The sequence below is a fragment of the Psychrobacter sp. M4 genome, from assembly GCF_055699795.1.
Genome location: NZ_CM146740.1, coordinates 2692562 through 2707173, shown reverse-complemented (window position 1 = coordinate 2707173; position 14612 = coordinate 2692562). Strand labels below are relative to the sequence as shown.

At 42.8% G+C, this 14612-nt stretch carries 10 protein-coding genes; 6 read left to right on the top strand and 4 right to left on the bottom strand.

What is annotated here, in order from left to right; all coding sequences use genetic code 11:
* Positions 1-38: 38 nt before the first annotated feature.
* From ACR63N_RS11215 to ACR63N_RS11200, 4 genes are all read right to left on the bottom strand, one after another.
* Complete coding sequence (locus ACR63N_RS11215) at positions 39-1919, bottom strand: efflux transporter outer membrane subunit (RefSeq protein ID WP_367106779.1); 1881 nt, start codon at positions 1917-1919, stop codon at positions 39-41.
* On the bottom strand, positions 1916-5227 hold the full coding sequence (locus ACR63N_RS11210; RefSeq protein ID WP_472782037.1) for an efflux RND transporter permease subunit: 3312 nt from the start codon (positions 5225-5227) through the stop codon (positions 1916-1918). The genes ACR63N_RS11215 and ACR63N_RS11210 overlap by 4 nt, the downstream gene beginning before the upstream one ends.
* 35 nt (positions 5228-5262) lie before the next feature.
* Entirely contained in the window at positions 5263-6651 is a 1389-nt protein-coding gene (locus ACR63N_RS11205) for an efflux RND transporter periplasmic adaptor subunit (protein WP_367103830.1), read from the bottom strand.
* Between the two features lie 605 nt (positions 6652-7256).
* The gene (locus tag ACR63N_RS11200) at positions 7257-8186 is read right to left on the bottom strand and encodes a polyprenyl synthetase family protein (RefSeq protein WP_472782742.1); all 930 of its coding nucleotides are present in this window, start codon (positions 8184-8186) and stop codon (positions 7257-7259) included.
* 523 nt (positions 8187-8709) lie between these two features.
* Between ACR63N_RS11200 and rplU the strand changes: the two genes are divergently transcribed.
* The 6 genes from rplU (at position 8710) to nuoC (ending at position 14547) form a co-directional block, all read left to right on the top strand.
* A complete protein-coding gene (rplU, locus tag ACR63N_RS11195; protein ID WP_367103831.1) occupies positions 8710-9021 on the top strand; it encodes a 50S ribosomal protein L21 in 312 nt (103 codons plus the stop codon).
* Between the two features lie 135 nt (positions 9022-9156).
* Complete coding sequence (gene rpmA, locus ACR63N_RS11190) at positions 9157-9414, top strand: 50S ribosomal protein L27 (protein ID WP_353104720.1); 258 nt, start codon at positions 9157-9159, stop codon at positions 9412-9414.
* Between the two features lie 498 nt (positions 9415-9912).
* Positions 9913-10626 carry an outer membrane lipoprotein periplasmic chaperone LolA gene (gene lolA / locus ACR63N_RS11185; RefSeq protein WP_367103832.1) on the top strand — a complete coding sequence of 238 codons (714 nt, stop codon included), beginning with the start codon at positions 9913-9915 and terminating at the stop codon, positions 10624-10626.
* Positions 10627-11250: 624 nt separating this feature from the next.
* A complete protein-coding gene (gene ndhC / locus ACR63N_RS11180) occupies positions 11251-11868 on the top strand; it encodes an NADH-quinone oxidoreductase subunit A (RefSeq protein ID WP_472782036.1) in 618 nt (205 codons plus the stop codon).
* 140 nt (positions 11869-12008) lie between these two features.
* Positions 12009-12677 (top strand): NuoB/complex I 20 kDa subunit family protein, encoded by a 669-nt coding sequence (locus ACR63N_RS11175; RefSeq protein WP_367103834.1) that lies wholly within the window; start codon positions 12009-12011, stop codon positions 12675-12677.
* A gap of 94 nt (positions 12678-12771) precedes the next feature.
* Complete coding sequence (nuoC, locus tag ACR63N_RS11170) at positions 12772-14547, top strand: NADH-quinone oxidoreductase subunit C/D (RefSeq protein WP_367103835.1); 1776 nt, start codon at positions 12772-12774, stop codon at positions 14545-14547.
* The last annotated feature ends 65 nt before the right edge of the window (positions 14548-14612 follow it).

The following is a 14612-nucleotide window of genomic DNA, read 5'->3' as shown; positions in this document are numbered from 1 at the left end:
CGTATTATTGATTACTAAATGACTGGTAAAACAAGCATCTAAGGTTCGACAATTTCTGTAGTTGGCGCTTGTTCAACTGGCGTTTCTTGAATCAGAGTACCAACCGCTGCATCAGCGTCGTTGTCATTATCGATATCAACGACCGCTTTTGGTCTAAATACAGCGGTCGCTGGATCTTTTGCTTGTTCAATAGCCGCCGCTTCTGGCACCGATGCTACGCGTGCGGAGCTTGCAGCATCAATAGCATAAGCCGCTTTTGCTTTAGGACTGTATTCATTAAGATTGGCAATCCGTGCTAAGTTAGTGTACTGCGGTACAGGAATAGCCTCTGGTATATCCAAATTCGCACCGCCGCCCAGCGCTTGATACAGCTCAATTTGACTGATGATGTTTTGTAGCTCTAAATCCAAAATACCTTGCTGCGTTGAGAACAATGAGCGCTGCGCATCAAGAACATCGAGATAGTTGGAGATACCGGCTTTAAAGCGCGCGTCAGCAATCTGATAAGTTTGATCAAAGTTATCTTGCAGACGGTACTGGGTTCTAAGCTGCTCGCCTAAAGTCGCCCGCGTAGCTAGAACATCCGACACCTCACGGAATGCTACCTGAATAGACTGCTCATAGTTAGCAAGAGTTTGCTCGCGCTCGATTTTTGCCACATCATAATTGGCATTCAAACGCCCGCCATCAAAGATAGGTACAGTGATATTAGGGCCAAAAGACCAGCCGTATGAATCACTCTCAAACAAATTACTCAGACTATCACTACGCACTCCTACACTACTGGCTAAGCTGATCGTTGGGAAGTAGGCGGCGCGTGCGACAGCAATGTTAGCACCAGCCGCTTTTAGGTTATATTCTGCTTGTAGCACGTCAGGACGATAGCGCAGTAGCTCACTTGGTAAGCCTGCATTAAAGATCTCAGGCGTAGTAATGTTGCTGATCGCAGGTGCTGGGATGAGCTGGCCTGGAATAGGCGCACCTACCAAAAACTGTAGAGCATTGCGTGATCTTAAAATACTAGTTTGAGCTTGCAATACAGCGATTTTGGCATTTTCAAGAGCCGCTGCAGATTGCAGTGAGGGGAGTTTAGGATCAATACCTGCTTCAAAACGTGCCTCGGCAATATCCAAAGAGCGTTCACGGCTCTCGACCGTAGCTTCAGCTAGTTTAAGCTGCGCCATACTATAACTTAGGTTGGCGTAGCTTTGCGCGATATTACTAATCAGACTGATCTGCGTCACATCTTTGGCGGCAGTGGTTGCCAAAAAGTTTTGCAGCGCCTGATCTTTTAGGCTGTCAATTCTGCCCCAAAAATCAAGCTCGTAGCTGGCTAGACCTAGATTGACGCTATAAGCATCAGTCGTTTGTCTGCCACCAAAGCCGCCGACGCCAGGAATATCTGTCCGCGGTGAAGACTGACTTTGACGAGAATAGTCCGCTTGACCATTAATCGTCGGCAGGTCTTGAATATCAGTGATTCGGTACTGAGCTCGGGTACGCTCAATAGCTAAGCGTGCACTTTCAAAATCTTTGTTGTTCTCTAAACCTAGAGCAATTAATGCTTTTAAGCGCTCATCACTATAAAAGTTCTGCCAGCGCTGACTGGCTAGACTTGGCTGATTACCATTACTAACGGTCTCACGATCAAGATCGCTAGTACCAAAAGCCTGATTAATACCAATATTAGGCTTGGCAAGTATGGGACTATTATCCGCTTTTGGAGGAATGGTAGTACAAGCGGCCATACTCATCACCAAAGCACTCAAAGCAAATAATCTTCCTGATCTGGTAGCACTTTTCAAAGAAGTAGCAGCAGTAGTCATTAGCAATGCTTTACCTGTCGCAGGTCGCACAGTAGTAGTGGTAGCTACTGTTTGACTTGCTGATTTGGGAGTAAAAAAAGATTGAAAACTCATTGTATATTATCTCCAAAGCTTACAGGCTGATAACTTCCAGAAGGAGCATCTCGCTTATCATCGGTTGGCTTTTTAGGCTTATGGTCATTATCACCGTTGTCATCATTATCACCGTCATCGTTACCATTACTGCCATTTCCACCGTTATTATCGCCGCCACCATCATCTATGTCATGGGCTTCATTACCTTTATAAGGGAACAAGCTACGTACCCAAACGTAGAACATTGGAATGAAGAAAACCCCTAAGAAAGTTGCAGTAATAACGCCGCCAAGAACACTCGTACCGATAGCATTTTGGCTACCAGAACCTGGACCGCTGGCTATGAATAATGGCACAACACCCAAACCAAAGGCAAGTGAGGTCATGATAATAGGACGCAAACGTTGCCGTGCTGCCAGCATCACCGCATCTCTGAGACTATTACCTTCTTCTTGGTGGTCTTTGGCAAACTCAATGATCAAAATGGCATTTTTGGCGGATAGTCCGACCACGGTAAGCAGACCAACTTGTAAGTAAATATCGTTGGAAAAGTTTCGTAGCCAAGTCAGGAGTACCGCGCCTAAGACGCCAAGTGGAATGACCAACAGCACCGAGAAAGGCACAGACCAGCTTTCGTAAAGTGCAGCTAGACACAAGAATACGACTAAAATTGAGATAGCATAAAGGATCGGTGCTTGTGCCCCTGATTTTTGCTCCTCTAATGACAATCCTGTCCATTCATAACCAACCCCTTCAGGTAAATTGGTGATCAGCTCTTCCATAGTATCCATTGCTTCACCAGTACTTAAACCTGCAGCAGCGTTACCTTGAATGTTCATGGAAGGTAAGCTGTTATAACGGGTTAGACGCGGGGAGGCTAGGCGCCATTCGCTAGTGGAGAACGCATCGAACGAAATCATATCACCAATCTCATTGCGCACGTACCACTTACCTATATCTTCAGCGGTAGTACGGCTCTCAGGTTCCCCTTGAGCAAACACCCGTTTAATACGGCCACGATCAATAAAGTCGTTGATATAAGCTGAGCCCCAAGCGATAGAGATAACGCTATTAATACTACCCATAGATAGACCGTAGGCGGCCGCTTGCTCTTGGTTTACGTTGATCTTTAATTGCGGTGCATCTTCTTGACCGTTGGGACGTACGCCCGTCACTCTGTCATCTTGTCCTGCCATACCAAGTAGCTGGTTACGGGCTTCAAGTAGACCTTGGTGGCCGATATTACCAACATCTTGTAGCATCAGATCAAACCCGCTTGAGTTACCAAGACCGGTAATAGCTGGAGGCACGATGGCAAAAACCTGAGCTTCATTAAGCTGGGTTGCAAAGTAACCATTGGCACGGGTAGAGATTGCTTGTACCGTATCCTCCTCTGCGCCGCGGTTGCCCCAATCGCTAAGCGAGACAAAAGCCAGACCAACGTTTTGCCCTTGTCCTACAAAACTAAAACCTGCAATACTAAAGATCGACCTAATATTACTCTCTTCTTGCGTATTGTAATACTCGGAGACTTTATCGAGAACGTCTCGTGTTTCATCGAGGGTAGAGCCTGCTGGCAGCTGTACTAGGGTAAACATGATACCCTGATCTTCTTCGGGCAAAAACGAGCCAGGAATGCGCAAAAATACCACTGCCATAATGGCAATAATAGCGGCGTAGCCAGCAAGGTATAGCCATTTTACCCCGATACTTTTACCAATAATTTTTTCATAACTACGACTAACTTTGTCAAAACTACGGTTAAACCAGCCAAAGAAACCTTTTTTCTCTTTAACTTCGCCATTTTTGTCGTGATTTTTGCTACGTTTAAGTAAAGTGGCGCATAGGGCCGGGGTAAAGATAAGAGCGACAAGCGCTGATAATACCATTGTAGTAATCAAGGTAATAGAGAATTGACGGTAGATTACACCCGTTGAGCCACCAAAGAACGCCATGGGTACAAAGACGGCTGATAAGATAAGTGCGATACCAATAACGACTTTACTGATCTCACCCATAGATTGAATCGTAGCGTCTTTGATGGAGATCTCTTGATTCTCCTCAATAATACGCTCAACGTTCTCGACCACGACGATAGCATCATCGACCAGTAGACCAATGGAGAGTACCAACGCGAACATCGTTAATACGTTGATACTAAACCCTGCTGCATACAGGACGGCAAAGGTACCTAAAATAACCACAGGCACCGCAAGTGTTGGAATAATAGTGGCGCGCCAGCTCTGCAAAAACAGATACATGACGATAAATACCAAGGCAATGGCTTCAAGCAAAGTATGGACTACTTGCTCAATAGATAAGCGTACAAAAGGTGTGGTGTCATAAGGGACAACAGTCTTTAAACCTTCTGGAAAGTTTTGCTCCAGCTCAGCGATACGCTCTTCTACCGCTTCACGAGTATCAAGTGCGTTAGCCCCAGTAGCGAGAGAAATACCCATACCGGCTGCTTCTTGACCATTATAAAGCGCCGTCACACTATAGCTTTCACTACCAATCTCAACATCTGCGACATCACCCAAACGTACTATCGCGCCTGAGCTGTCTGTTTTTAAGAGTATATTGCTAAATTCTTCAGGAGTTTGTAGATAGCTTTGCACCGTAACCGTTGCACTGATAACTTGATTATCAAGATCAGCGGGTCTTTGAGCCAGCTGTCCAGCTGATACTTGAGTGTTCTGTGCCCGTACTGCTTCAACGACATCAGCTGGCACCATGCTAAAGCTACGCAAGCGCTCAGGATCGAGCCAAATACGCATCGCATAAGAAGAACCAAATGACTGTACCTCACCGACACCTTCAACTCGGCTGATCTGATCAACGATATTGGCGTTAATATAATCACCAATATCAGCCTCATCCATACGCCCATCTTCAGAGATAAAACCCTGTACCATCAAAAAGCTACTAGAGGACTTATTGACGTTGACGCCTTGACGCTGAACGGCTTCTGGCAAAGCGCTTATAGCTGCCTGTAGTTTGTTTTGCACCTGTACCTGAGCGATATCGACATCAGTACCGTTTTCAAAGGTTAGCGTTATAGATGCGCCGCCGTTTGAAGAGCTTGATGATGAGATGTACATAAGGCCATCAAGACCTTTCATACGCTGTTCAACAATCTGTACCACCGAGTTTTCAATAGTTTCTGCGTTAGCTCCTGGGTAGGTGGTACTAACAGTGACTGTCGGTGGTGCAATAGGAGGATATTGTTCAATCGGTAGATTGATAACAGCTATTATCCCCATAAGCATGACTAAAATAGCCAACACCCATGCAAAAATAGGGCGATTAATAAAAAAACGTGACATAGTATATCCCTAAGTCTTCCTACCTTTGAATGGAGTTAGTTAGTGGCATCGGTTGATGTGCTAGTATCATTATCGCTACTAGCTGGCTGATCCGTTGTTGCAGCCGCTTGCTGTGATGACTCATTTGTAGGAGCATTTGGTGTAGATGATGCAGGATTAGAGTCTTCCATTGGTTTGACCGTAACTTCTTGATCAGGCCTGAGATTTGCACCGCCGACAACGACGACTTTGTCACCTGACTCAAGACCATCAGTAACAACCCAGTTGCCCTCATAAGTACCATTAATCGTAACTGGACGCACCTGAACTTTATTATTCTCATCCACAATATAAACTTGCGGCGCGCCTTTTGGCGTACGTATAACGGCACTTTGCGGAATTAAAGCTGCATTAGGGATAACGCTTTGAATGATTCGAGCGGTGACATACATGCCAGGCAGCAAGACATTATTAGGGTTTGGAAATACAGCGCGCAGGGTAACAGCCCCTGTCGACTCATCAACACTAGCTTCTGATAGTGAGATCTTGCCGCGTACTGGATACACTGAGCCATCTTCTAGCACCAATTCAACAGAATTTGCGCCAGCTTGAGCTTTACCCTCAGCGAGCTGCTGACGCAATTTGAGCAGATCAGAGGAAGATTGGCTAATATCAACGTAAATAGGATCTAAGCGTGAGATAGTTACCAGCGGTTCAGATTGTCCCGAGCTGACTAGCTGACCTGCAGTAACGTTTGAGCGATCACTGCGACCAGTAATAGGCGCACGCACGATAGTACGGTTAAGATCTAAGGTACTGGCATTTAGATTGGCTTTAGCGGCTTGAATGTCAGCTTTTGCGCTTTCTATAGCAGCTTGGGTTTGACCAACTGCTGCTTGCGCGCTTTCGACTGCTGCTCGTGCCGTACGAACCTGCGTTTGGGCTTGGTCGTACTGCTGCTTAGAGATGGCGTCAATCTCAACCAGCCCCTCGAGGCGTTGAAAATCGTTTACCGCTTGCGCTAGAGAAGCTTGACGACTGGCCAGCTCCGCTTTAGCATTAGCGTTATTAGCCAGCGCTGTTTGATAATTAGCCTGAGATTGCTGGACAGCTGCTTCACCGCTGGCAACAGAGGAGGTATAGTTATCGGTATTAATACGATAAAGAGGCTGACCTTCTTCAACGTTACTACCTTCACGAAATAAGACCTCTTCGATAACCCCGTTGACCTGAGGTCGTACATTCGCAGTTTCATATGCAGCAGTACGCCCAGAAAAAGTCTGTACTTGAGGGATAGTATCAAAGCTCACAGTTTGGACGTTGACGACGGCAGGTGGCATCTGCTGCTGTGCGGCGTCTCCAGCGTCTTCGTTTCTGTCACAGCCAACCAGTACAGCTCCAGATAGTACAGATGCTATTACAAGCGCAAGATAAGAGTGCTTCATCAATGTCCTCGGCGATATATTATAAAAATAATAACAATATAAAAAATGATGGTTGAATTCTAGCCTGTTGAAAAAATAGTTTTACAGCATAGATAATAATTTACGTCAAACAGGCTAGATGACTGACTACTATTATCCAAAGAATATTTAGTCACGAACCGTTCGGCTCGTTGCCAATTTAGCTATATAAATTTGATCGCTATTATAAACTATTGGGCACACCCTATAGTCAAGCCTAGTCAAATGACATAGGCCGCATTTCTTTTAATACTAGAATAGAGTCAAATATATAATTTGAAGTATTACCGATAATAAGAGCATTACAAGGGAAAATCTGTACAATTCTTTGTAATAAACGAGTAAACAAGAAAATGTTAATTTTTGTTAATATTTCTTTAGCATTATTAAAAACATAAGAAGAACTTTTCTTATGCTCCAAAAAACAAACGAGACAGTAAAGTAAGAAAATTATCAATAAGAAAATGTAATCAATACTATCTAACCTCTTAATTATATTAAAAAGTTATAAAAAGAATGAGAGATGATACCTCAGTTTAATCACTAACGTCTATATTGTGTATACGGCATATATGACACAAATTATCTTATAGCAACCGCGCACTAGCCAGCTCTGTCAACTGATACAATCCTAGACGGTAGCGATTGTCAGGTAAAAATTTTAGCGCCTGCTGTGCTAATTTAGTTTCTTCTAAAGCCCGCGTTTTACAATAAGCAAGTGATCCTGAACTACGTACCAATTCAATAAGCTGCTCAGCATTAGGGGTTTTGCCTGTTTGAACGGCAATACGTAATTGATTATAGCCTTGCTCATCGCTATCTTTTAATAGCTCAAGTGCCTTGATTGTTGGTAAAGTAGGTTTGCCCTCACTCAAATCATCACCTAGATTCTTGCCCATAAGAGCGCTATCACCACTATAATCAAGCACATCATCTATAATTTGAAAGGCATTGCCGAAGTGTTGACCAAAGTCTGACAAAGCTTGCAGATACTGTTCTTGCCCCTGCAAAATAGCCGCGCCTTGAGTCGCCATCATAAACAGACGTGAGGTCTTACCATCGATAATACGCAAATAATCTTCTTCAGTGGCAGAGGGGTTATGCTGGTGCTGCAGCTGGAGCACTTCACCTTCGGCAATATCACACGTACCATCTGAAAATAATTGCAACAATGATAAGCTTTGAAAACCGACCAATAAATTGAAAGCTCGTGCAATCAGGTAATCACCGACTAACACGGCTGTAGCATTGTCCCAAGTAGCATTAGCAGTAGGTTTACCACGGCGCTGCCCTGATTCGTCAATCACATCGTCATGAACCAAAGTGGCAGTGTGCAGCATCTCAGTAATAGCAGCCAGATGCATCGCTTGCTGTGAGGGTACATCGTTAAACATGCGCGCACATAATAAAGTAATCAATGGGCGCATACGTTTGCCACCAGCGTTAATGACATGTTGCGAGACGCTCATAACGAGCTGTACTTTTGAGTTCAAGCTGCCAAAAACTTGTTTATCCATAATCTCAAAGTCGTCAGCGACGATACTTTGAATATCGGCATAGTTTGGCTGAGATGAGGGAGGTGTCGCTGCTGCGCTGACTAAAGAGGTGCTGGTCATAGTAGTAATCGTATTAATAATAGAAAATAAGTAAAGGGTTTGAGAAAGCGGAGGTGTGGCTGTTTATTCTATTTATGTTTATAAGTTATCGTTTCTCAGTTCCATAGCGTGCATATCATAGCACAGCTAACCTTTAAAATCGGTATTTAAAGTAATACAAATGTGAATAGCGTACTGTAAGTATTTGATTAAATAAGATATAATCATACCTGCAAATACAAATTGATGTTAAGGTTAGTTGGCTTGCAAGTTTATGATTATAAGAATTATTTTTAGTCTCCTAATCTTATAAAAACAGAGTAGTTAACTTGCTTTTAAAGACAAAAAGACGTAAAATCTTGCCTTTAATTTTTCCCTGTCGTGTTCGTTATTGAAGCGTTGGTATAGTATCAGCCACGGCACACGGGTTAAACGGAGTCAGACAATGTACGCAGTAATCAAAAGTGGTGGTAAGCAGCACCGTGTCGTTGCCGATGAGTTGCTTAGAGTTGAGTTACTAAAAGCAGAAAAAGGCGAGACAATCAAGTTTGAAGATGTCCTTATGGTCGTTAATGGCGATGATGTCAAAATCGGTCAGCCAGTTGTTGACGGTGCAAGCGTAGAGGCGGAAGTAGTTGAGCATGGTCGTGGAGAGAAAATTCGTATTATCAAGCACAATCGCCGCAAGCACTACCATAAAGAGCAAGGTCACCGCCAATGGTATACCTTGTTAAAAATCAAAGCGATTAATGCTTAATTATTATCAATCAGTAGTCAGTTATTCATTTTATTAACTGACTACTTATTAATTGACTACTGATGATAAGCTAAAGTGTTAACAGCATCCGAATGTCGCAGCCGCGATAAGTCATATTAACAAGGAGAATTATCCATGGCACATAAAAAAGCTGCCGGTTCAACCCGTAACGGTCGTGATTCAAATCCAAAAATGCTTGGCGTAAAAATTTTTGGTGGTCAAACGATCACTGCTGGTAACATCATTGTTCGTCAACGTGGTACCGAATTCCACGCAGGCGAAGGCGTTGGTATGGGACGTGACCATACTTTATTTGCACTAAACGATGGTGTAGTAAAGTTTGCAACTAAAGGCAAGTTTAACCGTCGCTACGTGATGGTTGAAAGCGCGTAATTATTTATTTGTGCTAGTTTATTATCTGTACTAGTTTACAGTTTCCACATAAAACGGCACGATTTTTAAATCCTCATTACCAGATGGTAGTGGGGATTTTTTACGCTTATATAATTTTTATTAGCATTATATTGGCTATACTCCATATACCAAACAATAGGTGAATAAAAGTAACGAGTAGACAATAGAGTCTACAAAGGCTATAAGATAAAATTATTTTGGTAAAAACTGTGTAACTGTCAGTGTTACAAGCGCGTATAATAGGGGTAGTATTGATTGCAAATCATGACTAGGCGCGTAATAAAAAAGCTGGCACACTGTAAACATTAATCAACAGTATGCTATGCAAAAGAGATGCTCACTGAGTACTGACTATTTAAATTTTAACTAAAAAGACTGCTGATTAATTAGAACTAAAACGTTGCAGATCCACATTGTTAGAGAACCACATTATAATTTGATTGACTGCCATTAAATTTTTATTATGAGAGGAAAAAGATGACCTTATTAACAAAACCGACAGATAAACAGCTAACCGAGCAGAAAGTGTCTGTCAAACAAAAGCTTATCAGTGGCGCATTAGCAGGTGTATTAACAACCACACTTGGCGCTGCTCTGCCTATAATAGCGCTAACCCAATCAGCAACCGCTGCGCCTGCTGATAGCTTAACTGCTGCTAAACGCTTGAATAAACTATTAACCAATACCAAGAGTATGACGGCAGACTTTAGCCAAACGACTCAGGGCGCAAGTAGTGGTACCTTCAAGGGATCAATGAGTGTACAGCGTCCTAATAACTTTCGCTGGGAGACTAAGTCGCCATCAGAGCAGCTAATTGTAGCTAATGGCAACTCAATGTGGATTTATGACAAAGACCTGGAACAAGCTACCAAGCAGGGCGTAGATACGCAAGTAGGTAACACACCAGCACTGCTATTATCAGGCGATCCTAACAAAATTGCGCAAAATTTCAAAATCACCCAGCCTTACAACAATAAAAACTATTATGTGCTTTATCCCAAGTCAGACGATGCTAGCTTCAAGAATTTATCGGTAAGTTTTAGCGGTGGTAAACCAGTTATGATGGTATTAAACGATACTTTGGGTCAAACCACATCTATTAAGTTTAACAACATCAAACTAAACTCTAGCGTCAATAGCAACCAGTTTAAATTTACTCCACCAGCAGGTGTTGATGTCATCAATCAATAGTTATTTATCCTATCTTTTGTAGACAGAAGGACAGATCGTTAATCGATTTGTCCTTTTTTATGAAAGTCATATAGAGTCATTGTAGGTAAACCCTTGTTATTATTTATAGGTTTACCTATTTAATAATAATATAAGCTTTACTATCTATTTTATGACTTGCAAAAATTAAAATAAGGCGTACCCTGTACCATAATTTATGGCAAAACACACACATTTTGTAGCATATTAGGTGACCACTTGATACAGTTAAAAACTGGCTTTTGAAGCTTGATATGCGTATAGTAAGTAGGTGATTTATGTCAGTTGTCACGCTATTATTGATCATATGTAATGAGTTATTAAATCAATTAAATGGTTCAATATAATATTGATTTAATAAATTCATTCAACTAAGTTATAGAATGTATTCTATGACCAAACGTTGTACGCATATACCGTATATGCGTTCGCAATCGATACCATTTGTATCATTTTCAATAATCTTGCTAATTGGCTATTACCAGTATAACTACCCAAAAACAGCGAGTTCTGTTTTCGTCTAAGTTATCGATATCAAGAGCATTATGTTCAATGGCACTGCTCATGATTTTCTAACTTTAGATTTGGTGAGGAGCAAGTATTATCATGTCTGCTTTTAATTGGTCAGCAGTTGCTTTTATTCTAGCTGCTATTGGTCTGGTTGTATTCATGCTTGTCGTCCCCCGCTTACTTGGTGGACGTTCACGTGGCTTGCAAAAAGAAGAAGTATTTGAAGCGGGTGTTGTCGGAGCGGGCAATGCCCGTATTCGTTTGTCTGCCAAATTTTATTTAGTGGCGATTTTCTTTGTCATTTTCGATTTAGAAGCGCTCTATTTATACGCTTATGCCGTCTCCGTAGTTGAGGTGGGCTGGATTGGGTTTGCAGCAGCGGCCGTCTTTATTGGTATCCTAATTATTGGTCTAATATACGAGCTTAGTTTGGGTGCTATGAACTGGTCACCTTCTGATAAACGAATCAAAAAACCACGCTTATATGCAAACCCTAATGGTTTTAATTTAGCAGACATTACTAAGTTTAATGGTGTTGACGAGCTAATAAGAGATCCTACTGGTAAAATACCAGCACAATCATCAGGACAGATTAATGTCTCTAATAGTATTGAGATCAACCGTCAACATTTGCAAAACATTGATCATATCAACACTACAGGTGATATTACTTCAGTAGACTTTGCTGAGACTGCTCAAAATACAAATAACTAGTACCTAGATGAGCCTTAATAAAATAATGGTATGACTGGGTTAATCTACATTTAGTTGCTGAAAAAGTAGTCCATATGATTATGTCGATCTGAGTACTATCATCTCCTTCTTCGCTGTGCTTAATATAAAGGTTGTATGTTATGAAATACACACTAACAAAAGCCAACCCTGATGCTGAGTCTTATCCTGCTCAGACTCGCGAAACGGTCAATGATCCTATAGAAGATGAGGTTAATAAAAACGTCTTTATGGGCCGTTTAGAAGACCTTGTGCATTCAACAGCCAATTGGGGTCGCAAACATTCACTATGGCCTTTTAACTTCGGTACTTCTTGTTGTTATGTCGAATATGCGACGACTTTGACAGCAGTTCATGACTTATCACGCTTCGGCGCTGAGGTTATTCGTGCCTCACCTCGTCAGGCCGATGTAATGATCGTAGCTGGTACCTGCTTTATTAAGATGGCACCCGTTATTCAGCGTCTCTATGAGCAAATGCTCGAGCCTAAATGGGTCATCTCCATGGGTGCTTGTGCCAATTCTGGCGGTATGTACGATATTTACTCTGTGGTGCAAGGGGTGGATAAAATTATCCCCGTTGATGTTTACGTACCTGGTTGTCCGCCGCGTCCAGAAGCGCTAATACAAGGGCTTATGTTACTACAAGAGTCCATTACTAAAGAGCGTCGACCATTGGGTATTCATGTTGAAGACCAAGGTATCTATCAACCGCAGATGACGCCTGAACGTGATCGCAAACAAGCAGATCGCATTGCCGTAAAAAACCTACGTAGCCCAGACAGTATTTAACCAAATGATTACTCACAATATCTAAAGAGCTTATTGCTGAGAGAATCCCGCTGTTAATCTTGCTATAAAGTAGTTATGAAGGAAGACATCATTCATGGTCATGGTAGTTGAAAACAAAGATCCCAAAATTAAACCAGTACCAGCAGTTATCAAAGAGCTCGGTCACAAATATGCTGGCAAGTTTGTAGTACAGCAGACCGTCGATGAGATTCCAACGGTTTGGGTGGCGCGCGCTGATTTATTAGATGTTCTATTATTTTTGCGTAAGCTACCCAAACCTTATGTCATGCTATTTGATTTGTCGGCGATAGATGAGCGTCTACGTCAACATCGTCAAAGTTTGCCCGCCAGCGACTTTACAGTGTTCTATCATTTGATGTCGCTTGAGCGCAACAGTGATGTGCGCATTAAGGTGGCACTTAGCGAAGAGGATTTGACTGTTCCTAGTGCGACCAAAATATGGCCCAATGCCAACTGGTATGAGCGCGAAGTATGGGATATGTTTGGCATTGTTTTTAGCGGTCATCCGCATCTGACCCGTATTTTACTACCGAAATATTGGGAAGGTCATCCGCTACGCAAAGAGTATCATGCGCGCGCTACTGAATTTACCCCTTACTTTTTAAATGCTGCCAAACAGCAATATGAGCAAGAAAACCTGCGTTTTGTCCCCGAAGAGTGGGGTATGAAGCGCTCAGGTCGCGACGAGGACTTTATGTTTTTGAACATAGGTCCCAACCACCCCTCAGCCCATGGTGCTTTTCGATTGGTACTGCAGCTTGATGGCGAAGAGGTCATTGACTGTATTCCAGATATTGGTTATCACCACCGCGGCGCCGAAAAGATGGCAGAGCGCCAAACTTGGCACTCCTACATTCCTTACACCGATCGTATCGATTATCTTGGCGGGGTAATGAACGAGCTACCTTACATCATGTCGGTAGAGAAGCTTGCGGGCATTACTATACCTGATCGCGCGCAGACTATCCGTATTATGATGAGCGAGTTTTTCCGCATTACTAATAATTTACTTTACGTCGGTACTTTTATTCAAGATGCGGGTGGTATGACGCCGGTCTTTTACATGTTTACCGACCGCCAAAAAGCCTATGACGTCATTGAAGCGGTAACTGGCTATCGTATGCACCCAGCTTGGTTTCGTATCGGCGGCACGGCAGCAGATTTACCACGGGGTTGGCAGCGTTTGGTTCGTGAGTTTTTGGACTGGATGCCTAAGCGCTTAGATGAATATGTCAAAGCAGCGCTTAAAAACAGCGTGCTTAAAGGCCGTACCCAAAACGTTGCTCAGTACAACGCTAAGCAAGCGCTGGCATGGGGGGTAACTGGGGTCGGTCTTCGCGCAACTGGTGTGGATTACGACTTACGTAAAGCTCGACCTTATATGGGCTATGAGAACTTTGATTTTGAAGTACCGCTCGGTCACAACGGTGATGCTTATGATCGCTGTATGATTAAAATTGAAGAGATACGTCAGTCCATGCGTATTATTCGTCAATGTATGGACAATATGCCGCAAGGACCTTATAAAGCTGACCATCCACTGACGGTACCGCCGCCAAAGGATCGCACCCTCAATGATATCGAAACTCTGATTAATCACTTTCTCTCAGTATCTTGGGGCCCGGTCATGCCAGCAGGTGAATGCGCGACATTAGTAGAGGCGACCAAAGGAATAAATAGCTATTACATTACCTCAGATCGCGCCACTATGAGCTACCGTACACGCATTCGTACGCCAACATTTGCACATTTGCAACAAATGCCCTCAGTGATTAATGGTTCTTTGGTGTCCGATGCCATTATGTACTTGGCATCTATTGATATTGTGATGGCTGACTGTGATCGTTAAATGAGGCTCTAGTTTAGTAAGACTGTATTTGATTAAAAATTATATAATAGGTTCTTATTGCCAGT